12 protein-coding genes are annotated in these 22,875 nt (G+C 75.0%); 3 read left to right on the top strand and 9 right to left on the bottom strand.

All coding sequences use genetic code 11. The features are described from left to right. Window positions 1-19: 19 nt before the first annotated feature. From K7854_RS03450 to K7854_RS03410, 9 genes are all read right to left on the bottom strand, one after another. Window positions 20-1,573: a hypothetical protein gene (locus tag K7854_RS03450; protein ID WP_226024840.1), complete on the bottom strand. Its 1,554-nt coding sequence runs from the start codon at window positions 1,571-1,573 to the stop codon at window positions 20-22. A 103-nt stretch (window positions 1,574-1,676) separates the two neighbouring features. Then, complete coding sequence (locus tag K7854_RS03445; protein WP_226024839.1) at window positions 1,677-3,011, bottom strand: hypothetical protein; 1,335 nt, start codon at window positions 3,009-3,011, stop codon at window positions 1,677-1,679. After that, window positions 3,008-5,245 (bottom strand): bifunctional glycosyltransferase/CDP-glycerol:glycerophosphate glycerophosphotransferase, encoded by a 2,238-nt coding sequence (locus K7854_RS03440; RefSeq protein WP_226024838.1) that lies wholly within the window; start codon window positions 5,243-5,245, stop codon window positions 3,008-3,010. Before K7854_RS03440 ends, K7854_RS03445 begins: the two co-directional genes overlap by 4 nt. 7 nt (window positions 5,246-5,252) lie before the next feature. Further along, the gene (locus K7854_RS03435; RefSeq protein WP_226024837.1) at window positions 5,253-7,472 is read right to left on the bottom strand and encodes a bifunctional glycosyltransferase/CDP-glycerol:glycerophosphate glycerophosphotransferase; all 2,220 of its coding nucleotides are present in this window, start codon (window positions 7,470-7,472) and stop codon (window positions 5,253-5,255) included. Window positions 7,473-7,537: 65 nt separating this feature from the next. Further along, window positions 7,538-9,823, bottom strand: a complete 2,286-nt coding sequence (locus tag K7854_RS03430) for a bifunctional glycosyltransferase/CDP-glycerol:glycerophosphate glycerophosphotransferase (RefSeq protein ID WP_226024836.1) — start codon at window positions 9,821-9,823, stop codon at window positions 7,538-7,540. Window positions 9,824-10,016: 193 nt separating this feature from the next. Beyond that, window positions 10,017-10,934 (bottom strand): carbohydrate ABC transporter permease, encoded by a 918-nt coding sequence (locus K7854_RS03425; RefSeq protein WP_226024835.1) that lies wholly within the window; start codon window positions 10,932-10,934, stop codon window positions 10,017-10,019. A 91-nt stretch (window positions 10,935-11,025) separates the two neighbouring features. After that, a complete protein-coding gene (locus K7854_RS03420; protein ID WP_226024873.1) occupies window positions 11,026-12,309 on the bottom strand; it encodes a carbohydrate ABC transporter permease in 1,284 nt (427 codons plus the stop codon). A 94-nt stretch (window positions 12,310-12,403) separates the two neighbouring features. After that, window positions 12,404-13,801, bottom strand: coding sequence for an ABC transporter substrate-binding protein (locus K7854_RS03415; RefSeq protein WP_226024834.1), 1,398 nt, complete (start codon window positions 13,799-13,801; stop codon window positions 12,404-12,406). 384 nt (window positions 13,802-14,185) lie between these two features. Further along, window positions 14,186-18,277 (bottom strand): FHA domain-containing protein, encoded by a 4,092-nt coding sequence (locus tag K7854_RS03410; RefSeq protein WP_226024833.1) that lies wholly within the window; start codon window positions 18,275-18,277, stop codon window positions 14,186-14,188. Window positions 18,278-18,692: 415 nt separating this feature from the next. Between K7854_RS03410 and K7854_RS03405 the strand changes: the two genes are divergently transcribed. The 3 genes from K7854_RS03405 (at window position 18,693) to prfB (ending at window position 22,874) form a co-directional block, all read left to right on the top strand. Next, the gene (locus K7854_RS03405) at window positions 18,693-20,333 is read left to right on the top strand and encodes a serine/threonine-protein kinase (RefSeq protein WP_226024832.1); all 1,641 of its coding nucleotides are present in this window, start codon (window positions 18,693-18,695) and stop codon (window positions 20,331-20,333) included. 105 nt (window positions 20,334-20,438) lie between these two features. Continuing rightward, window positions 20,439-21,689 (top strand): serine/threonine-protein kinase, encoded by a 1,251-nt coding sequence (locus tag K7854_RS03400; protein ID WP_226024831.1) that lies wholly within the window; start codon window positions 20,439-20,441, stop codon window positions 21,687-21,689. Window positions 21,690-21,767: 78 nt separating this feature from the next. Then, complete coding sequence (gene prfB / locus K7854_RS03395; protein WP_226024830.1) at window positions 21,768-22,874, top strand: peptide chain release factor 2; 1,107 nt, start codon at window positions 21,768-21,770, stop codon at window positions 22,872-22,874. Window position 22,875: the final 1 nt, after the last annotated feature.

Genomic DNA, 22,875 nt, shown 5'->3' with positions numbered 1-22,875 from the left:
ACCACCCCCTGGGCGGTACTCACCCGACCCGCGCCAGCACCTCGCCCGTCCGCTCGCTCCACGCCACCACCACCGCCTCCTCGGGCACCGGGTGCCAACGGGTCAGCAGCAGCCAGCGGACGTGGTAGCGGCGGGCGACGGCGGTGCGCTCGGCGCGGGTCGAGTCCGGCGCGAGGTACGCCTCGACGTCGGCCACCCGCCGGGCCCGCTCCCGCTCGTCCAGCGCCGGGTCCGGCCAGGCGGGCGCCGCGAGGTTCGGCCCGTACCCGGCGATGGCGTGCCCGGCGTAGTAGCCGTCGGTGATCACGACCTCGCCGGGGCCGATGTGCCGGGCCGCCCACGCGTACTCCGGCCACCGCGGCGGCTGCTCGAAGCCCACCGGGTCCAGGGCGCGCGGCAGCACCGCCCCCGCGTGCACGGTGAGGAGGCCCAGCAGGGCCCCGGCCGTCGCGGTCCAGCCCAGCGCCGCCCGCCACCGCCCCCAGGGCCGGGGTGCCGCCAGCTCCACCGCCAGGGCGAACTGCAACGGCACCAGGGTGAGCCCGAGGATCCGGCCGTAGGTGTAGTGGCCGCTGAACCAGCCGTACGCCACCACCGCGCAGTCCAGCGCGAACATCAGCACCAGCGGGTCCCGCGCCGAACGGCGGCCGCGTGCCCACAGGGCCGGCAGGCCCAGCAGCGCCAGCCAGAACTCCCCGGGCAGGTGGAGGTAGAGGACCCGGTGCATCGCGTCCACACTGCCGTCGCCGGCCAGCGCGAACACGTCGAAGTACGGCCAGAGGACCGCCGCCCCGACCGCCACGGCGACCGTCAGCGCCCACCGCCCCACCACCGGCCCGCGCCAGCCGCGCTGCCACCCGGCCACCAGCGCCACCGCGCCGAGCGCCGCCGCCACCGAGGTGATCGGGTGGACGAGGAGGATCAGGGCGTAGAGGGCGCCCAGCCCCGCGTACCCGGGCAGGCCGCGCAGTCCGCTGGGGCCCACGTAGCGCACCCGGCGCCGGTCCCGCGCCCGTGCGCCGGTCAGTGCCCAGGCCCAGAAGGTGAGGCCGATCGCGAACGTGGACGGGTAGCCGAGGTTGCCCGTCATCGACATCAGCCCGAGATAGCCGCTCCACCAGGCCCGCTCGGTGCCCCACAGCAGCGTCATCGCGCCCAGCGCCAGGACCGGCGCCCACGGTCGCGGGGTCAGCACCCGCACGAAGCGGCCGAGGCCGGTCAGCAGCACCAGCAGGTTCAGCGGCCCCGCGAGCCGCACCACCTCCCAGCCGCCCAGCCCGGTCAGCCGGGCGAACGCGCCCTCGGCCACCGCGTACGGCGAGTAGTACGCGCTGCCCGCGCCCGGCAGGTCGGCCATCGGATGCCGGGGGTGGAGGAGGTTCTCCTTCAGACGCTCGACGACGGCCGCGTGCTGGCCGGCGTCGCAGCACAGCGGCACCGCCCAGTACGCCAGCGTCATCACGAGGAAGAAGAGGAAGCCGGCCGCCTGGTACGGGCTGGGACGCCAGGCGCGTCCGCCGCGCAGCGCCGTCGCGCCGCGCACCGGCCGCCGGACGAGGACGCCGGCGCTCACGAAGCAGCGAGGGTGTGGGGCAATCTGGACATTTGGCGTATGTTCCCGGTGGGGTCGCCCCCGTCAATCCCCCGGCGCCCCAAGTCACCCGGGTAGCGGATGCTCAGCCGACCGCGCCCGCCCGGTCCGGCTGCCCCTGCGCCGGCAGCGGCACCCGGCCGCGCCGCACCCCCGGCGCCAGCAGCAGCGGCACCCCCACCACCGGCAGCAGCCAGGCCAGCACGATCAGCCGCTCGCCCCAGATGTTGATGTCCGGGTGCCCGGCCTGGGTGAGGATCCCGGTGAACGCCGCCGCGACCAGGAAGCCGCCGACCGCGCCGCCGCGCCTGAGCGCACCCCACGCCCCGGCGGCCAGCGCCGCCGCGAACAGCGGCTGCCACGCCTGCCTGCGCAGCCACTCCACCCAGAAGTTGCCCTGCAGCTGCCAGAACTCCGGCCACGGATGCTTCCGGTCGGGGCGGTTGAAGTGGTCGGTGAGCAGGTCCTGGAGGCTGTCCGCCTCGGACGGGTAGTGCAGCAGCCGCGCCAGCAGCAGGGTGACGGCCGCCCCGGCCAGGCCCACGGCCGCGAGCGCCAGCACGTCCCGGGACGCCGGTCCGCCCCGCCCCCGCAGCCGCCGACGCCGCCGCCGGTACCGGCGCAGGGCGATCACCCCGCCGGCCGCCGCCAGGCACAGGCCGAGGAACAGCGCCTGGGAGTGCTTGACCGTGAACAGGGCCAGCAGCGAACCGGCGACCAGCGCCAGCCCGGCCCGGGGCCGCCCCGCCCGCAGCACCAGCGCGCAGCCCCACACCGCGGCCAGGGTCAGCGCCATCAGCAGGCCCTCGGTCATCGGGCGCATCGCGGTCGTCCCGCACGGCAGCACGTAGTACAGCGCCTGCCCGGACAGGGCGAGCGGCACCGGCACGGACAGGTTCCGCAGGATCAGGAAGACCAGGACGCCGCCCACGACCGCGATCACCACCCCCGCCGCCCACAGTCCCCACGTCACCCCGAAGGCCAGGACGAACGGCACCAGGAACACCGGATAGCCCGGCCGCGCCTCGAAGATCGCCATGAACCGCTCCGACATGTACGGGACCGTGTGCCCGCCGGTCTGCCCGGCCGCCAGCCGCGGCCGCACCACCGCCCACTCCTGCTCGCGGCACTCGGCCAGCACCTCGGCGGAGGGGTCGGCGCGGTGGAAGCGGACCACGTGCACGCTCTGGTCCCGTCGGGCCCGCTCCGCCCGGCTCGCGCACACGTAGTCGATGGTGGCCGTCGCCGCCGCGTGCTTGCTCTCCCCGGTCAGACTCAGGGCGTACGACAGGTAGTTCCTGGTGTCGGGCGTGTCCCGGCCGGTGACGTTCGCCAGCTGGAGCACGGCGAACACGGCGGCCAGGACCAGCACCCCCAGAGCCCCCGGCACCCGCCCGCTCACCCGGCTGCCGGGTCTCATGTGGAGGGCAGCAGGTCGCGTCCGGCCGGGACGGCGCGGGCCCCGGGGACACCGGAGGGCTCCGGGGCGGGCATCGGCTCGCCGAGCAGCAGCGTCCGCACCACCCGCTCGGCGGCCCTGCCGTCCTCGTACTCGCAGTACCGGGCCCGGAAGGACGCCCGCAGCCGCGCCGCCTCCTCGTCCCGCCACGCCCCGGACGCCAGCAGCCACGCCAGCTCCCGGTAGGAGCGCGAGACGTGCCCGGGTGCCTCCTGGGTGATGTCGAAGTAGGTGCCGCGGGTCGCCGTGTACGGGCCCCAGTCGTCGGCGTGGATCAGGATCGGCCGGTCCAGGAGGGCGTAGTCGAACATCAGGGCCGAGTAGTCGGTGATCAGCAGGTCGGAGGCGAGCATCAGGTCCTCCACGTGCGGTTCGTCCGTCGCGTCGATCACCACGCCCCGCCGGTGCAGCTCCGCCAGGCCCAGGCCCCGCGCCGGGCCGGTGGCCAGGGACGGGTGCAGCCGTACCACCAGGGTGTGGCCCGCGCCGAGGTCGGCGGCGAGCCGGGCCACGTCGAGGCGTTCGACGAGCCCGCCGCGCCGGTACTCGCGACGGGTCGGCGCGTACAGCACCACGGTGTCCCCCTCGGGGACGCCGAGCCGCTCGCGGACCCGGCGGCCGTCCTCGGGACCGGCGTCGACCAGGACGTCGTTGCGCGGGCTGCCGGTGCGCGCGGACGTGAAGTGGCAGGGATAGGCCCGCTCCCAGATCCGTTCCGCGTACCGGCCCGCGACCAGGCTGTGGTCCCAGCGGTCGGCGCGCCGCAGCATCTGCGGCACGTCCAGACCGTGCCGGGCACCGGGCCTGCCCAGCAGGTCGACGCCCATGTACTTGAGCGGGGTGCCCTGGTGGGTGTGGATGTGGACGGCGCCGTCCCGCTTGGCCACCGTGCCGGGCCAGTTGACGTTGTTGACGAGGAACGCCGCCCGTTCGGTCACCCGGCGGTAGGCGGCGCTGCCCAGGACCACGTGCTCGGTGCCCGGCGGCAGCAGCGCGGGGTCCGCCGCGCACTCCTCGTCCCGCACCACCCACACCCCGCGCAGGTGCGGCGCGATGTCGCGGGCCGCGCGGTGGATCGCGGCGGGGTCGCCGAGCACGCCCCGGTGGGAGAACGCCGAGTACACGACGAGGCCGGGGTCCAGCGCGCGCCGGGGGAGCGCGGCGGCGGCGAACCGGCGGGCCCGCCCCGCGGCCGCGCCGCGCGCCTGCCGGGTCCGGCGCTCCAGCTCCCGCGCCGCCCGCCCGGACTGCCGGCGCACCCGGTAGGCGGCGTACGACCCCTCCAGCACCTTCAGTTCGGCCGGGACCGACGCGTCCTCCGGCCGGTACGCGCGGAACATCTCGGCGGTGCGGTGGAAGAACTCCGCCCGGTCGGCCGGCGGCAGCCGGTCCGGCTTGGACAGGATGTCCAGGCAGTGCTCGCCCATCTTGGCGTGCAGGAACGGCCGCCACCGCGCCGCCAGCCGAGGGCGGTCGTCGAGGAAGGCGAAGACCCGCTCGTACTGCGCGTGGACGTCGAAGTGCTTGCGGCTGGTGGTGGACAGGATGTTGCCCTGGCGGCGCTGGCGGTAGTTCAGGCAGATCCGGTCCAGCGTCGCGATCCGCTCCGCGCTGAACAGCACCGGGAAGGTCCAGGGCGTGTCCTCGTAGTAGCCGGGCGGGAAGGTGAAGCCCTCCCGGTCGACGAAGTCGCGCCGGTAGACCTTGTTCCACACCACCATCAGCAGGTCGAGGATCTCGGGGCGTTCGTCCGCCGTGAAGGTGCCGTCGCCCGCCTCCGCGAGCACCCGGGCCAGGACGTTGCGCCGGGTGCCGCCCCACCAGTAGGTGCGCGCGTAGTCGAAGACCAGCACGTCCGGATCGTCCGTCTCGGCGAGCCGGTCGGCCATGGCGCGCAGGGCGCCCGGGGTGAGGGTGTCGTCGCTGTCGAGGAAGAAGAGGTAGTCGCCGGTGGCGTGCGGCAGCCCGGCGTTGCGGGCCCGGCCGAGGCCGACGTTCTCCTCCAGGTGCAGCACCCGCACCCGCTCGTCGCGGGCCGCGTACTCGTCGAGGATGGCCCCCGAGCCGTCCGGGGAGCAGTCGTCGACGGCGATCACCTCGATGTCCCGGAAGGACTGGTCCAGGACCGAGTCGAGGCACTCGCGCAGGAAGCCCTGCACCTTGAAACAGGGGACGATGACGCTGAAGCGGGGCACGGCGGGGTCAGCTCCTTACGAGGCTCTCGTGGGTGACGGCGGCGGGGGCCGGGACGCGCTCCGCGAGCGGGACCACCGGCGGCAGCGCCTCGGGCGGCTCGCCGAGCAGCACCCGGCGCACGACGCGCTCCGCGGCCCGGCCGTCGTCGAACGCGCAGAACCGCTCGCGGAAGGCCGCCCGCAGCGCCGTCGACTCCGGGCCCGCCCAGGTGCCGTCGGCGAAGACCCGGGCCAGCTCCTCCGGGGTGCGCGCCACCGGCCCCGGGGGCGCCGCCAGCAGGTCGAAGTAGACGCCGCGGGTCTCCCGGTAGACGTCCCAGTCCTCGGCGTACACGACGATCGGGCGGTCCAGGTTGGCGTAGTCGAACATGATGGAGGAGTAGTCGGTGACCAGCGCGTCCGCGGCCAGGCAGACGTCCTCCGAGGAGCGGTGCGCGGTCACGTCGATGACCCGGCCGGTGCGTTTTCGGCCGGCGCCCCGGTCGTAGAAGTAGTGGGCGCGCAGCAGCACCACCACGTCCTCGCCGGCCGCCTCGCAGAACGCCTCCAGGTCCGGGCCGCCCGCGCCGAAGCCGCTCTCCCAGTCCCGGTGCGTGGGCGCGTACAGGACCGCCGTCTTGCCCTCCGGGACGCCCAGTTCGCGCCGGACGCGGGCCACGTCGTCGGCGGTCGCGGTGCAGTAGACGTCGTTGCGCGGATAGCCGTACTCCAGGTGCTCGTAGGAGCCGGGGAAGGCGCGCTCCCACATCTGGGTGGAGTGCCGGTTGGCGGACAGGTTGAAGTCCCAGCGGTCCACCCGGCCGAGCAGTTTGGTGAAGCTGCCGGTGGCCGCCGCCACCACCGGGTACGTCGACTGGTCCACGCCCATCGTCTTCAGCGGCGTGCCGTGCTGCGTCTGCAGGTGCACGCTGCCGGGGCGCTTGACGACGCCCTCGGCGAAGTTGGCGTTGTTCACCAGGTACCTGGCGCGGGCCAGCACCTCCCAGTACCGGTGGCTGCCGATCACGGCGTGGTCGACGTCCTCGGGGACCGTGTGCGCCTGGTCCGGCTCCACCAGGAACACCGACTTCAGGTGCGGGGCGAGTTCCCGGGCCTTGGCGTGGATCGCGGCCGGGTTGCAGGCGTAGCCGCGGCCCCAGTAGGCGCAGTACACCACCAGATTCGGGTCCAGCGGGCGGCGCAGGTGACGCCGGTAGCGCAGCCGGGTGCGCAGCCCCCGCGGCCACGGCAGGCGGCGCAGCAGGCCGGTCGCGGCCCGGTTGGCGGCCCGCAGCGCGCGGAAGCCGGCGTACGAGCCCGATGCCAGCAGCCGGTGCTGCACGCCGAGCCGCCCGCCCGGCGGCCGGAAGCCCGCGGGGCGGTGGCGCCGGTAGAGGCGGCCGGCCCGGCGGTAGAAGGCGCGGCGCCCCCGGCCGGTCAGGCGGCGGGGATGGGTGGCCGTCTTCAGGACCGCCGCGAAGAGCTGCTCGAACAGCGGGCCGCGCCGCTCGGGCGGCAGGCCCAGCTCGGCGGCGTGCGTGAGCGCCAGTTCGGCCTGGTCGAGCAGGTCCGCATGGTGCTCGCCGGGCAGGTTCAGCCGGTTGCCCTGGCGTCGCACCCGGTGCCGCACGACCACCTCGCGCAGCACCGCCACCCGCTCGGCGCGGGCCGCGACCCGGGCGCCGAAGCCGATGTCCGTGTAGTGCCCGGCGGGGAAGTCCAGCTTCCGCTCGGCCAGGAAGGTGCGGCGGTGGACCGCGCTCCACGCGGGCAGGTGCACACCGGTCAGCTGCGGGGCGCGGTCGGGGGCGAAGGCGCCGTCCGGTGCCTTCGCCAGCAGCGGCGCGGCCGGGTTGGTGGTCTCGCCCTCCCACCAGGGCACGCGTTCGTACTCGACGTACAGGACGTCGACGCCGCCGGTGTCCGCGAGGCGTGCGTCGAGGGCGGCCAGCGCGCCCGGCACCAGGACGTCGTCGCCGTCGAGGAACAGCAGGTAGGCGCCGGTCGCCGCGCGCATCCCGGCGTTGCGCGCCCCGGCGAGACCGGCCGACGGCGGCGAGTGCACGGGCCGCACCCGGGAGTCCCGCTCGGCGTGCTCCCCGGCGACGTCGGCCGCGGCGCCGTCCGGGCCGTCGCACACGGGGATCAGCTCGAAGTCGCCGAAGGACTGGCCGAGGACCGAGTCCAGTGCCTGGGAGAGCCGCCCCGCCACCCCATGGGACGGGACGATGATGCTGAAGCGGGGCATACTGCTCTTTCTCTTCTTTCGCTCGTCGGACGGGAGCCCGGGGGCTCCCGGGGGACAAACGGTGCTCAGAGGCTGTCGGTGACGGTGCGCGGCCCCGCGGGTTGCGGCACCGTGGTCAGCGGGGTGCGGGCGAGGACGGCCGCGGCCGACGGCGCGGGGCGGCGCTCGGCCGGCGGGACCACCGGCGGCAGGTCCGTCTCGCCCAGGACGACCCGGCGCACCACGCGGTCGGCGGCACGGCCGTCGTCGTACGGGCAGAACCGCTCGCGGAAGGCGGCCCGCAGCCGCGCCGACCGGGCGCCCTGCCACTCGCCGCTCGCGAACAGGCCGATCAGCTCGTCCTCGTCCCGGGCGATCGCGCCCGGCGGGAAGGAACGCAGGTCGACATAGGTGCCGCGGGCCGCCTCGTAGGCCTCCGCCTCGTGCGCGTGGAGCACGATCGGACGGTCCAGGCCCGCGTAGTCGAACATCAGGGACGAGTAGTCGGTGACCAGGGCGTCCGAGGCCAGGCACAGCGACTCCACGTGCGGATGGTCGCCGACGTCGAGGACCCGGCCGCCGGACGCGGCGAGCGGACCGCCGTGGCGGGGGTGGGCGCGGGCCAGCACCACGAAGCGCGGGCCGAGCCGGCGCACGACGCGCTCCAGGTCCAGGGCGGCGCGCTGGGTGCGCCAGTAGTCGCGGTGGGTCGGGGCGTACAGGATGGCGACCGTGCCCTCGGGGATGCCGAGGGTCTCGCGCAGCCGGATCACGTCCGCCGCCGTCGCCCGCTGGAGGACGTCGGTGCGCGGCTGGCCGTACTCCAGGGTGGTCCAGCCGCCGGGGTGGACGCGTTCCCAGGTCAGGGTGGAGTGGCGGTTGGCGGAGACCACGTAGTCCCAGGAGTCGGCCTCGCGCAGCAGCCGGGCGAAGTCGGTGCCCCGGGCGGCGGCCGGGCGCTCCTGGAGGTCCAGGCCCATGTGCTTGAGGGGAGTTCCGGCCTGGGTCTGGACCAGCACCTGTCCCCGGCGTCTGACCAGGCCCGCCTCGAAGGCGGCGTCGCACACCAGGTAGCGGGAGCGGGCCAGGGCGGTCCAGTGGGCGGCCGTGCCCGGGGCCACCCGGCGGGTGCCGGGCGGGACGGTGTGGTGGTGCACCGGGTCGGCGGCCCACGCCGTGCGCACCTGCGGCGCGAGGCGGCGGAACGCCTCCTCCAGCGCGCCCGGGTCGCGGCCGTACCCGCGGTGGCCCTCGACGGCGAAGACGGCCCGGTCGGCGCGGAGCGGGAGGCAGCGCTGGACGCGGTAGTGCAGGCGCAGGAGCCCGGTGCGGGCGGTGCGCGCCAGGCTCGTGGTGCCCCTCGCGGTACGGCGGCGCAGGGCGGACGCCAGCCGCAGCGCGCCGTAGGTGCGGCGCAGGCCGAGGCGGAGCAGGGCGTGGCGGAGGCGGACGGGCAGCGGGGCCCGGGCGCCGGGGACCCGGTAGCGGCGGCAGTGCACGCGGGCCCGGCGCAGGAACTCGGCGCGCAGGGAGCGCGGGAGGCGGTCGGGGCGGGTGTACACCGTCGTGAGGTGGTCGGCCATGCGCCGGTACAGGACCGGCCGCCAGCGGGCCAGTTCCCGGGCCGACTCCGGATGCGTCTCCATGCGCGCCTGAAGGAACGCGAAGACGCGGTCGTACTGCGTGAAGACGTCCAGGTGGCGTTCGCTCGGCGTGCCCAGGATGCTGCCCCGCAGACGCTGCCGGTAGTGGACGCAGACCCGGTCCAGGGTGGCGACGGAGCCCGCCGTCAGCAGGACCGGGTACGTCCACGGCGTGTCCTCGTAGTAGCCCGGCGGGAAGGCGAAGCCCTCGCGCACGGCGAACTCCCGCCGCACCGCCTTGTTCCAGGCCACCATCAGCAGCTTCAGCAGCCCCGGCCGGTCGGCGAGCCGGAACGGCGCCGGGCCCTGCTCGGTGAGGTGCGCGGCCGCCTGGTTGCGGACCGTCTCGCCGGTCCAGTAGGTGCGTGCGTAGTCGTAGACCAGGACGTCCGGCTCCCCGGTCTCCTTGATCCGGTCGGCGATGCCGCGCAGCGCGTGCGGGGTGAGGGTGTCGTCGCCGTCGAGGAAGACCAGGTAGTCGCCGCCCGCCCGTTCCATCCCGGCGTTGCGGGCGGGGCCCAGGCCCTCGTTGCGCGCCAGGCGTACGACGCGGACGCGCGGGTCGAGGGCCGCGAACTCGTCGGCGATCGCGCCGCAGGCGTCCGGCGAGTAGTCGTCGACCACGATCACCTCGAAGTCCGGGTACGACTGGGCCAGCACCGACTCCAGGCACGCGTGCAGATACGCCTGAACCTGGTACGCGGGAACGATGACACTGAACCTGGGCACGGGGACATCCATCGGTCGGCGGGATCGGTGCGGGCGTTCGGCCCGGCAACGGCCGGGGAAGCCCCTTGGTTACGGTCGCCGCGGCATTCGGGGGACGTTGTGCCCGTACGGATGAGGGGGCGGACCGGTGACCGGTCCGCCCCCTCAAGGGTGGTACGTCGGCGCCCATTTGACGGCGCCCGCTGAACGGCGGCTACTTGACGGCGCCCGCCATCACGCCGGAGACGAACTGCCGCTGGAACGCGAAGAACACGGCCAGCGGGATCACCATGGAGATGAACGCGCCCGGCGCCAGCACGTCGATGTTGTTGCCGAACTGCCGTACCTGGGTCTGCAGGGCGACCGTGATCGGCTGGCTCCCGGAGTCCGAGAAGATCAGCGCGACCAGCATGTCGTTCCACACCCACAGGAACTGGAAGATGCCCAGGCTCGCGATCGCGGGCCCGCCGAGCGGCATCACCACCCGGGCGAACAGCCGCAGTTCGCCCGCCCCGTCCAGCCGGGCCGCCTCCAGCAGCTCCCGCGGGATCTCCGCGAAGAAGTTCCGCAGCAGGAACACCGCGAAGGGCAGGCCGAATCCGACGTGGAAGAGGATCACGCCGAGCATCGACCCGAACAGGCCGATCTTGCCGAAGAGTTCGGCGATCGGGATCAGGGCCACCTGCACCGGCACGACCAGCAGCCCGACCACCGCCAGGAACCACCAGTCGCGGCCCGGGAAGTCCATCCACGCGAAGGCGTATCCGGCCAGCGCCCCGATGACCACGACCAGGACGGTCGCGGGGACGGTGATCAGCGCGGTGTTGAGGAGGGAGGAGGTGATGTCGCCGTTCTCCAGCAGCTCCTCGTAGCTCTGGAAGGTGAGCTGCGACGGCTCGGTGAAGACCTTCCACCAGCCGCTCGCCGCCATGTCCTCGGGCGTGCGCAGTGAGGACAGCAGCAGACCGATCGTCGGGACCAGCCAGAACAGGCCCACCACGATCAGGAACACCCGGACGAGACCGCCGCTGACGGCCTCGACGAGCCGGGACCCCAGCGACTGCCTGGCCTTGACGGCCGTCTCGGGCGGCCGGGTGGCCGCCGGGGTGAGGGAACCCGCGTCCGCGGTCATCGCCGCACCTCCCGCCGAAGTCGCCGTACGTTACTGCGCCGTCCCGGGGGGTACCCCCCGGACCCCCAGCCGCCCCATCGCGGACGCGACTTCATCGCCGCACCTCCCGCCGCAGCCGCCGGACGTTGAACCACATCACCGGGATCACCAGGAGCAGCAGGAACACCGCGATGGCGCTGGCGACGCCCGGCTGGTCGGAGGCGAAGCCCTTGCGGTACAGCTCCAGGGCGAGCACGTTCGCGTCGTCCTGGGCGGAGCCCGGGGCGATGATGAAGACCAGGTCGAACACCTTCAGCACGTTGATCATCAGGGTGACGACCACGACCGCGAGGACCGGTGCGAGCAGCGGCACCGTGACCCGCCGGAAGACCTGCCATTCGTTGGCGCCGTCCACCCGGGCGGCTTCGAGCAGCTCCCGGGGCACCCCGGCCAGGCCCGCCGCGATCAGCACCATCGCGAAGCCCGCCCACATCCACACGTACGATCCGATGATCGCCGGGGTGACCAGGGAGGGGCCGAGCCAGTCCAGGCCGTTGTACGGCTCCTTGAAGTTGTCGGCGGGCAGTCTGAGCAGCGCCCCGTCGGCCGCCGCGGGCAGCGTGAAGGTGCCGTCCCCGGCCGCCGTGGTCGACGCCACCACCTCGCCGTCCTTGATCGCCTCGATCTTCATCCCGGCGTAGCCCAGTTCGGCCGCGTCGACGCCGCCCAGCTTGCCGACGCCCTTGCCGCGGGTGAAGTCCTGCCAGGTGGTGCCGGTGACCTTGCCGTCCGCGGGCTCGGCGGTCGCCGCCTTCGCCGCGCCGTCGGGCATCAGGTCGGGGGCGACGCCCACGAGCGGCAGGGCCACCGGGGTGCCCGCGCTCACCGGCTGCTTCGTGATGAACGCGCCCCCGCCGGCGGGCTTCAGCGGCGAGTCGCGGCCCGGGTGCGCCTTCGGGAACGCGGACGACTCGGCGAAGGTGTCGTGCACCCCGACCCACACCGCGTTGGCGACGCCCTTGTCCGGGTCCTGGTCGTACACCAGCCGGAAGATGATGCCGGCCGCGAGCATCGAGATCGCCATCGGCATGAAGACGACCAGCTTGAACGCCGTGCCCCAGCGGATGCGTTCGGTCAGCACCGCGAAGATCAGACCGAGCGCGGTGGCGACCGTCGGCGCGAACACCACCCAGATGATGTTGTTCTTCAGGGCGGTGCGGATGCCGTCGTCGGTGAACAGCGTCTCGTAGTTGTCGAACCCGGCGAAGGAGTCGCCGGACTGGTCGTAGAAGCTGCGGATCAGCGAGTACCCGATCGGGTAGACCACGAGCGCGCCGAGCAGCACCAGGGCGGGCAGCAGGAACAGCGCCGCCACGGACTTCCGGGTGCCGGTCACGCTCTTGCGCGACTTGGGGGACTTGGGGGCGGCGGGGACCGGAGGGCCCTCGGGGGCCGGGCCGGTCCCCGCCGCGGTGGCCGACGTCATCGCGTCAGCCCCCGTAGGCGGCGGCCGCGTCCGCCTCCAGCTTCGCCTGGGCGCCCGCGACGTCCTTCGGGTTCTTCAGGAAGTCCTGCAGCGTCTTCCACTCGCCCTTGCCCGGGGTGCCGCCGAAGGCCTGCGGGGCCTGGTCCGACATGTCGAAGCGGAAGTCGTCACCGGCCGCGAGCAGCGCTTCGGCGATCTTCTTCTGCACCTCGTTCGGATACACCGACGTGTCGACGCTCTTGTTGGGCGAGAGGAAACCGCCGAGCTTCGCCTGGATCGCCGCCGCGTCCGGCGAGGCCAGCCAGGTGGCCAGCGCCTGCGCCGCCTTCGAGTCCTTCAGGATCACCGCCGCGTCGCCGCCGGACACCACCGGCGCGGTGTCGCCCACGGCCGGGAACGGGAACACCTTCGCGTCCGTGCCGACCTCCGCCTTGGTCTCACCGATGTTGACCTGCGCGAAGTCGCCCTCGTAGACCATGCCCGCCTTGGGCTGGTCGCCGCCGGTGAAGGTCTGCGTCACCGAGGCCGGGAACTCCGTCTGCAGCGCGCCGGACGCGCCGCCCGCGACGAAGTCCTTCTTGCCCCATATCTCCGCCAGGGTGGTCAGGGCCTCCTTCACGGACGGGTCCGTCCACTTGATCTCGTGCTTGGCGAGCTGGTCGTACTTCTCCGGGCCCGCCTGCGAGAGGTAGACGTTCTCGAACCAGTCGGTGAGCGTCCAGCCGTCCGCGCCGCCCACGGAGAAGGGGGTGACGCCCGAGTCGTAGACCATCTGGGCGGTGTTGAGCAGCTCGTCCCAGGTCTTGGGCTCGGCGGCGCCCGCGTTCTCGAAGACCTTCGCGTTGTACCAGATCAGCGACTTGTTGGCGGCCTTGTAGTACACGCCGTACTGCTTGCCGCCGACCTTGCCGATGTCCTGCCAGCCGGGTGAGTAGTTCTCGCCGAGTTCCTTCGTCGCCTCGGCGCCCAGCGGCTTGGCCCAGCCCTTGTCCACGGCCTGCTTGATGGCGCCGGGCTGCGGGAGCATCGCCACGTCCGGCGGGGCACCGCCGGCGATCTTCGAGCCGAGGAAGTTGATGATCGGGTCCTGGGCCGGCACGAAGGTGACCTTGGCGCCGGTGCGCTTCTCGAACTCGGTGAGTACCTGCTTGAAGTTCTTCTGCTCGGTGCCGGTCCAGACGGCGGCGACCGACAGGCTCTCGCCGTCCAGCTTCGGGAGGGTGACGGAGGCGCCGGGCTGCTTGCCGCCGCCGCCCTTGTCGCCGCTGTCGCCGCTGCCGTTGTCGTCGTCGCCGCCGCACGCGGTGAGCGAGAGCGCGAGTGCTCCCGCGGCGAGGGCGGCGGCGGCCCGCGTGGTCCTCTTGACGGTTCCGCGTGTCCGGATGGTGCTGCTCGTGCGCATCACTGCCCCGTTCTTCGTTCCTCGTCGAACGCTCGGCGCTGTCCCGTGCGCTCTGGTGTACGCCAGGGGGGTGAGGGCGGCAAGGGCGCGTCCGCTGTCAAGTGGGCTTTTGTGACCGCGTCGTGACCGTGATCAGTCAGGCGGTGCCGGTGCGGGCGTCTCGGGGGCTGCCGCCCCCGGGCCCCCGCTTCGGCCCGAACGGCCTCGTCCTCAAACGCCGGACGGGCTGACTTGTGCCCCCCGGCGTCGCAGGCGTGAACGGGCCTGCGGGGACGGGGCCTCGGGAGGCGCTTGCTTCGGCCGGACGGTCTTGTCCGCAAGCGCCGGACGGGCTGACTTGTGCCCCCGGCGTCGCAGGCGTGAACGGGCCTGCGGGGACGGCGTCTACAGCAGTGACGGGACCTCCGCTGCCGAGACCTCCCTGGCTGCCCGTTCCAGGGCGCTGGCCAGCAGGGCCAAGTCGGTGGGGCCGTTGCCCAGTTCGCGCACCGGGCGGCGGGTGGGCGGGTCGCCCATGCGGTGCCACTCCAGGGGGACCACCGTGGGGCGCAGGGTCGCCGTGCGCGGGATGCGGCCCGTGACGCGGCCGCCCTGGAAGGCGGTGGTGCGTCCGTCGGGGCGGGCCAACCGCCCACGTCCGGGCGCCGGTTCGTCCGGCCCCGGCACCGGCGGGTCCAGGGTGACGCGCAGGGTCGCGCGCAGGACGGGCTCGGTACGGTCCGTGCGGCCGCCGGGCGCGGTGGCGGCCACCAGGTGCACGCCGAGCCGCTCGCCCTCCCGCGCGACGGCCTCCAGCGCCCGCATCACCGAACCCGCCGCGGGCCGCCCGGGGGAACCGAGCGGCGGGGTGACGAGGGCGTCGAGGTCGTCGACGACCACGACGAGGCGGGGGAGGGGCGGCACGGGACCCGTCCGGCGCCTGGCGGCGGCCGGGCGCAGCCGCAGCGTGGAGCTGGGCGGGGACTCGACGTCCCCGGAGTCGGAGACCGGCACCGGCCCCGCGCCGGCCGGGGTGCGCTGGGCGACGAGCCGGCCCGACACCTCGCGCCCGGTGTGCCACTCGGCGAAGTCCGACCGCCCCAGCAGCTCGGCGCGCCGCTTCAGCTCGGCGCTCAGCGACTGGGCGAACTCCCGCATCAGCACGGGGTCGTTGGCGGTGAGGTGGGTGGTGACGTGCGGTACGTCCGTGCACACGCGCAGGCCCTCGCCGTGGGCGCCGCCCGAACTCACGCTGTCGCGGCCGTCCATGAGGACGATGCCGAGCCGGTCGGGGCGTTCGGCGGAGGCGAGCGAGGCGACGAGCGCCCGCAGCAGCTCGGTGCGGCCGCTGCCGGGCGGTCCCTCGATCAGCAGGTGCGGCCCCTCGGCGGCCAGGTCGACCGGGACGGGGCCGCGCGGACCGGCGCCCAGCACCGCCTGCGCGCGTCCTCCGAGGGACTCCGTGTCGTCGGCCGCGGCCGCCCAGCGGGCCATCAGGGAGGCCGGGGTGGCCCGGGCCAGGCCCAGTTCGTCCAGGAGCCGGGCCGCCTGGGGCAGCGGCGCGGACACGCGCGTGTGCCGCTCGCCGCCGGTGGCGGTGTCGGTGCGCAGCGGGGCCAGGGCGCGCGCGAACCGCTCGGCCCAGGGCAGGGAGACGGCGTCCACCGTGGCGACGGTGCCGTGGCCGACCGGACCGGCGGGAGCGGCCGGGGTGCCCGTGCCCGCGTTGGTGCCGGCGCGGGCGACGCGCAGCAGGCGCAGGGTCGTCGCCACGTCGCCGCTGAGCAGCGCCACCGCCCCGCACTCCCGGAACACCGGCGACACCGCGCAGGCCTCCTCGTAGGTCCGCGTCACAGGGGAGGTGGGGGAGGCGGCCGCCGTCTCGGCGAGGCACACGACGTGCACCCCGGCCCGCGGTCCCTCCAGGGCCAGCCGGGCCACCGCCTCGCGCACGTCGGCGCCGCCGGGGTCCCCGTCCACGACGACCACCGCGTACGGCCCGGGGAAGCCGCCGGAGGGGTCGGTGCCGGAGTCGGGCCGGGCCCAGGAGGGCTGCGGGCGGGCCGCGACCGCGGGCGCCGCCGGGTCCGTGGGTGCCGCCGGGTCCGCGGGTGTGGCCGGCGGGCGCGCCCCGGGCCGGGGCTCGTCCGCGAGGCGGTCGTCGAGGCGGCGGAGGAGTTCACCGGCGCGGGCCGTGGCCTGTTCGCGGTCGTGGGCGAGCAGCAGGCGGCAGTCCTGGCCGTGTCCCGGGCGCACCTGCGGCAGCCAGCCCAGCCAGGACCACTCGGCCGTCCGCTCGGCGAGCGGGCGGGAACGGTCCGCGCTGATCAGGACGATCTCCAGGGCGTCCGCCGAGTGCAGCGCGGCGAGCTGCGCCAGCACCGAACGGGCCAGCCCGGTGAGCCGCTCGCGCGGGCCCGCGAGGCCGAGCGCGCCCACCTCGCGCAGGTCGGCGGTGACCGGCACCGCGGGCAGCGGGGCGTCCCCGCCCGGCACCACCCGGTCGGCCGTACCGAGCCGCACGGTGAGCGCCTCCGGGTGGCCCGGGCCGCGCTCCCACAGCCGGGGGCCCGGTCCCAGCGCCGTGAGCAGCAGCGAAGCGGGGTCCGGCCAGGTCTCGGGGGCGCGCGCGGGGCCGGACGACGGGGACGCCGGTGCCGGTCCGCGCTCCGTCTCGGCGGGTGCGTGCGCCCCGGACACGGTGGTCTCCGGAGCGGCTCCGCGCCCGCCGGTCAGCCGCCGCGCCCAGGCTCCTATCCCACCGCGCCTGCGCACCTCCTGCGGCACGTCGGTACCGCGCAGGGGAGTCCCCTTGCGCCCGGATCGGGAGCCCGGCGCGCCGCCACGCCCGGCGTCGGGGCCGAGAGCCGCCGCACCGGCCGCGCCCGTACGGGACGTGCCGGTACCGGACGTGCCCGCGCGAGGGGCGGCGCCGTCTGCCGGGTCCGTACCGGCCGCGCCCCGGCCGGTCGCCCGCGGGTCCGGAGCGCCGTAGGCACCGGGGCCGACCCCGTCGGCGTGGGGCGGGCCCCCACCGGCCGCGCTCGCGCCGGGCGCGGCGGGGCCTGTGCCGTACGGGGCCTGGCCGAGGGGGTTCCGGCCGGGGCCGTGTCCGCCCGGGACCGTACCGCCCGTGCGGGGTGTGACCCCACCGGTTGAGTTCGTACGGGCCGCGCCCGGCGCGGCAGGCCCCGCGTCGTACGGGGCGTCCTGGCCGGGCGGGTTCTGGCCGGGTGCCCGCGGGGCGGGGCTGCCGTGGTCGCCGGGGCCGGTCCCGCCGGGGCGGGGCGCGCCCGCGCCGGCCGTGGTGGTGCCGGGCGACCCGTACCGGTCACGGTCGGTCGGGGTCTGGCCGGGTGCCTGTGGGTCCGGGGTGCCGTGGTCGCCCGGGCCGAGTCCGTCGGTGCGGGGCGCGGTCGCGTCGGGACCGCCGGTCGCGTACGCCCCCGCGCCTCCCGCGCCCCGCGCGCCGCCGTGCGTCTCGCCCGCGGCGGGGGACTGCCGGGGCAGTCCGGCCGTGGGGCCGGTGCCGTGGCTCTCGATGCGGGGCGCGCCGCCCTGACCGGGGACCTGCGGCGGCTCTACGGGCCCCCGAGCCGTCTCGTGGCCCGAGGTGCCGTACGCGTGGTGGGTGCGGCCGCGGGGCCCGGTGCCGGGGGCCGCGGGGTCCGCAGCCGTCACCCGGGTGTATCCCGTCGGCCCGGCCGGGACCGCGCGGGAGCGGCCGTCCGCGTCGCGCACCTGGCCCTCGGCGCCGTCGGCCACGCGCGCGTGGGCCACCGCGCCGCCCTCCCCGTCCGGCGCGGACGCCCGGGGCACGGACAGCCGTACGTGACCCTCCCCGTCCGGTGTCGTCGGCACCCGCACCTCCGCCGTCGGCGGCACCGGCACGAGCCGCAGCGCCGACTCGCCGATCCGCAGCAGCGCACCCGGCGCGAAGCGGACCGGGCGGTCGCCCACGCGGGCGCCGTCCAGGGTGGTGCCGTTGGTGGAGCCGAGGTCGGCGACGGAGACGCGGGCGTCGGGGCCGACGGTCACGGCGCAGTGCATCCGGGAGACGTCCGGGTCGTCGAGCGCGACGTCGGCGTCGGCGGAGCGGCCGAGCCGGATCTGGCCGCCGTGCAGCAGGTGGACGCCGCCCGCGTCGGGCCCCGCGACCACGTGCAGCTGGGCCGGGACGTCCGCCGGCTCGGTGTGCGGATCGGGCTCGCCGGGGGCGCCCAGGCAGAGCACGGCGCCGTCGATCAGCGGGGGCTCGCCCAGGGTGCTGCGCTGGGCGTCGAGGCGCTGCGCGCCGGCGTACAGCACCACCTGACCGGAGCCCGGGCCCTCGCCGGGGAGCGCGGCGGCCAGCGCGGAGGCGACCGCGGCCAGGGCGGTGCCGGCCGGCGCGGTGACGAGCACGTCACACCGCGCGGCACGGTCCGCCACCGAAACAGCCGAAGCAGCCGAAGCATGCGGGCCCAGCGGGTCTACGACGGTCAGCCGGATCTGCATCGCCGTAAGCGGTCCCTTCGCGCGGGCGCCCGCACGCCGGGACGGAAGCCGTCACCGCGGTCCCCCACCGCGGACTTCCCCCACCGTCACACGAGCACGTCGGCCAGTACTGCACGCATCCTCGCACCTGCCACTGACAACGCGCCCGCCACCCACCGCCAAATGATCTTGATTGGTCGGCTCTGCCCCCAAAAATGCCTGACAGATGCTTCGCGGGTGATCGATTGCCGTCCCCTTGAGATCGGTCACGTCCGGGCAGCGGCAACCAAGGGACCGGGTCGAGCGTCTTTCCTTCGAACGTGGTCCGGGGGGCGGCACTACAGTTGGGTCCGACTGGGACCGACCGGGTCCGGGACAGCGTCCGGGTCTGTAACAGTGGGTCCGAACAGCCAGCAAGCAACTAGGAGCGCATGACGTGCGGCCGGTAGGCAGCAAGTACCTCCTCGAGGAGCCCCTCGGCCGCGGCGCCACGGGCACCGTCTGGCGTGCCCGCCAGCGCGAGACCGCGGGCGCCGAGGCGGCCGTGGCCGGACAGCCCGGCGAGACCGTAGCGATCAAGGTCCTCAAGGAAGAGCTCGCGAGCGACGCCGACATCGTGATGCGCTTCCTGCGCGAGCGCTCCGTCCTGCTCCGGCTCACCCACCCCAACATCGTCCGGGTCCGCGACCTGGTCGTCGAGGGCGAGCTGCTGGCCCTCGTCATGGACCTCATCGACGGCCCCGACCTGCACCGCTACCTGCGCGAGAACGGGCCGCTCACCCCGGTCGCCGCCGCCCTGCTCACCGCGCAGATCGCCGACGCGCTGGCCGCCAGCCACGCCGACGGCGTCGTCCACCGCGACCTGAAGCCGGCCAACGTCCTGCTGAAGCAGACCGGCGGCGAGATGCACCCGATGCTCACCGACTTCGGCATCGCCCGCCTCGCCGACTCGCCCGGCCTCACCCGCACCCACGAGTTCGTCGGCACGCCCGCCTACGTCGCGCCGGAGTCCGCCGAGGGCCGCCCGCAGACCTCCGCCGTCGACGTCTACGGCGCCGGGATCCTGCTGTACGAGCTGGTCACCGGCCGTCCCCCGTTCGGCGGGGGCTCCGCCCTCGAGGTGCTGCACCAGCACCTGAGCGCCGAACCGCGCCGCCCCTCCACCGTCCCCGACCCGCTGTGGACGGTCATCGAGCGCTGCCTGCGCAAGAACCCCGACGACCGCCCCAGCGCCGAGAACCTCGCCCGCGGCCTGCGCGTCGTCGCCGAGGGCATCGGCGTGCACGCGAACAGCGCGCAGATCGGCGCCGCGGAGAACGTGGGCGCGCTCCTGGCACCGGACCCGGCGCCTGCACAGGTCCCCGGCACCCCCGACGCCGCCTACGACCCGAACGGCGCGACCAGTGTGCTGCCGCACACCGGCGGCCCGGCGGGGGCCGCCGACCCGACCGCCGTACTCCCGAACACCGGCGCCGCCGACCCCACCGCCGTCATGCCCCCGGTGCCCCCCGGGCAGCCGGGTCAGCAGGGCGCGCCGGGCCAGGGCGGCCCCGAGGACCCGCACCCCTGGCAGAGCCAGCTGCGCGCCGCCCGCGACCGCAACGAGCAGACGCAGGTCCAGTACCTCGACCCGAACCAGGACCCGCTGCGCCGCCGCCCCCAGCGGCAGGTCGCCCGCCCGCCGCAGCAGCCCCGCCAGGCACCCCAGGGCCCGCCGCCCCAGCAGCCCGGCTACGGCTACCCGCAGCAGCAACAGCCGCAGCGGTACGCCACCCCGCAGCCCCAGCCGCCGCAGCGGTACGCCCCGCCGCCCGCGCCCGAGCCGCAGCCGCCCCGGCGCGAGCCCAGGCCGCCGCGGCAGCGCAGCGCCAACCCGATGCGCATCCCGGGTCTCGGCTGCCTCAAGGGGTGCTTGTTCACGATCGTCATCCTCTTCGTGGCCGGCTGGCTCGTGTGGGAGCTGAGCCCGCTGCAGGACTGGATCGGCACCGGCAAGGGCTACTGGGACCAGCTCACCGACTGGTTCACCACCGTGACCGACTGGATCGGGGACCTGGGCGGCTCCAGCGGAGGCTGAGTCTGGAGACTTGTCGACATCCGGAGGGTGATTTCCGCCTCCGCGGTGAAGGCCGGCTCCCGGGACGCGTACTTTTAGGCGCAACACGCGTCGGTAGGAGCAGTCTTGGCACGGAAGATCGGCAGCCGGTACACCGCCCACCAGATCCTCGGACGGGGCAGCGCCGGCACGGTGTGGCTGGGCGAGGGTCCCGACGGACCCGTCGCGATCAAGCTGCTGCGCGAGGACCTGGCGTCCGACCAGGAACTCGTCTCCCGCTTCGTGCAGGAGCGCACCGCCCTGCTCGGCCTGGAGCACCCGCACGTGGTCTCCGTGCGCGACCTGGTGGTCGACGGCAACGACCTCGCGCTGGTCATGGACCTGGTCCGGGGCACCGACCTGCGCACCCGCCTCGACCGGGAGCGGCGCCTGGCGCCCGAGGCCGCGGTCGCCGTCGTCGCCGACGTCGCCGACGGACTGGCCGCCGCGCACGCCGCCGGGGTCGTGCACCGCGACGTCAAGCCGGAGAACGTGCTGCTCGACATGCAGGGCCCGCTCGGCCCCGGCGGCGCGCACCCGGCGCTGCTGACGGACTTCGGGGTGGCCAAGCTCATCGACACCCCGCGGCGCACCCGCGCCACGAAGATCATCGGCACCCCCGACTACCTCGCCCCGGAGATCGTCGAGGGCCTGCCCCCGCGCGCGGCGGTCGACATCTACGCGCTGGCCACGGTCCTGTACGAGCTGCTGGCCGGCTTCACGCCGTTCGGCGGCGGCCACCCCGGCGCGGTGCTGCGCCGCCATGTGACCGAGACCGTCGTCCCGCTCCCCGGCATCCCCGACGAGCTGTGGCAGCTCCTGGTCCAGTGCCTGGCCAAGGCCCCGGCCTCCCGGCTGCGCGCCTCCGAGCTGAGCGTCCGGCTGCGCGAGCTGCTGCCGATGCTCGCCGGCATGGCCCCGCTGGACGTGGACGAGCCCGACGCCGAGCAGCAGGAGGACGACCCCGAGGAGTCCGCCGCCTCCCCGGCCGCCGCGTCCGCCGCGGAGCCCGTGCGGCGCCGGGGAGCGGTGCCGCTGGTGCCGGGGGCCAAGCCGGCCGACTCCAACCGCGACACCCACACGTCGATGCGGGTGCCCGCCCCGGACGAGCTGGCCGGCGGCGCCCGCGGCACCGCCCGCGCCCCGCGCGCGGCGGGCGCCCCGCGCCCCGGTTCGGCCCGCAACCGCGCCACCGCGCGGCGGCGCCGGATCGCGGTGGGCGCGGGCGCGGTGGCCCTGGTGGCGGCGATCGGCGTCGGCACCTGGCTGGCCACGGGCGGCGACGAGGACGGCACCGGACCCCAGGACACGCGGAACTCCGCCCCGGCCGCTCCCTGAGCCCCGTGGCGCCGCCGCGGTCCGCGCCCGCACCCCCGCCGGGCGTGGACCGCCGGCCGGAGCCGTTACGCTGGATGCGTGGCAGTCGTCGATGTATCCGAAGAGCTGAAGTCCCTCTCCTCGACCATGGAGTCGATCGAGGCCGTCCTGGACCTCGACAGGATGAGGGCAGACATCGCCGTGCTCGAGGAGCAGGCGGCCGCGCCCTCCCTGTGGGACGACCCGGAGGCGGCACAGAAGATCACCAGCAAGCTCTCGCACCTCCAGGCCGAGGTGCGCAAGGCCGAGGCCCTGCGCGGCCGGATCGACGATCTCGGGGTGCTCTTCGAGATGGCCGAGGAGGAGGACGACCCGGACACCCGCGCCGAGGCCGAGTCCGAGCTGACGGCCGTCCGCAAGGCGCTGGACGAGATGGAGGTCCGCACCCTGCTCTCCGGCGAGTACGACGCGCGCGAGGCGCTCGTCAACATCCGCGCCGAGGCGGGTGGCGTGGACGCCGCCGACTTCGCCGAGAAGCTGCAGCGCATGTACCTGCGCTGGGCCGAGCAGCACGGCTACAAGACGGAGGTCTACGAGACCTCGTACGCGGAGGAGGCCGGCATCAAGTCGACCACCTTCGCCGTGCAGTCGCCGTACGCCTACGGCACCCTCTCGGTCGAGCAGGGCACGCACCGGCTGGTGCGCATCTCGCCGTTCGACAACCAGGGGCGCCGCCAGACCTCCTTCGCGGGCGTCGAGATCCTCCCCGTGGTCGAGCAGACCGACCACATCGAGATCGACGAGTCCGAGCTGCGGGTGGACGTGTACCGTTCCTCCGGCCCCGGCGGCCAGGGCGTCAACACCACCGACTCGGCGGTGCGCCTCACCCACATCCCCACCGGCATCGTCGTCTCCTGCCAGAACGAGCGCTCGCAGATCCAGAACAAGGCCACCGCCATGAACGTCCTCCAGGCCAAGCTCCTGGAGCGGCGCCGCCAGGAGGAGCAGGCCAAGATGGACGCCCTGAAGGGCGACGGGGGCAACTCCTGGGGCAACCAGATGCGTTCGTACGTGCTGCACCCGTACCAGATGGTCAAGGACCTCCGCACGGAGCACGAAGTGGGTAACCCCGAGGCCGTGTTCAACGGCGAGATCGACGGTTTCCTGGAGGCCGGCATTCGCTGGCGCAAGCAGCAGGAGAAGTAGC

Source organism: Streptomyces hyderabadensis, from assembly GCF_020404845.1.
Taxonomy (GTDB): Bacteria; Actinomycetota; Actinomycetes; order Streptomycetales; family Streptomycetaceae; genus Streptomyces; species Streptomyces hyderabadensis.
This window is presented reverse-complemented; position numbering and strand designations above follow the sequence as displayed.

Coding starts and splice junctions, on each gene's coding strand:
- K7854_RS03445 (WP_226024839.1), bottom strand. CDS start 3,011: ATGAGACCCGGCAGCCGGGTGAGCGGGCGGGTGCCGGGGGCTCTGGGG.
- K7854_RS03435 (WP_226024837.1), bottom strand. CDS start 7,472: ATGCCCCGCTTCAGCATCATCGTCCCGTCCCATGGGGTGGCGGGGCGG.
- K7854_RS03425 (WP_226024835.1), bottom strand. CDS start 10,934: ATGACCGCGGACGCGGGTTCCCTCACCCCGGCGGCCACCCGGCCGCCC.
- K7854_RS03415 (WP_226024834.1), bottom strand. CDS start 13,801: ATGCGCACGAGCAGCACCATCCGGACACGCGGAACCGTCAAGAGGACC.
- K7854_RS03410 (WP_226024833.1), bottom strand. CDS start 18,277: ATGCAGATCCGGCTGACCGTCGTAGACCCGCTGGGCCCGCATGCTTCG.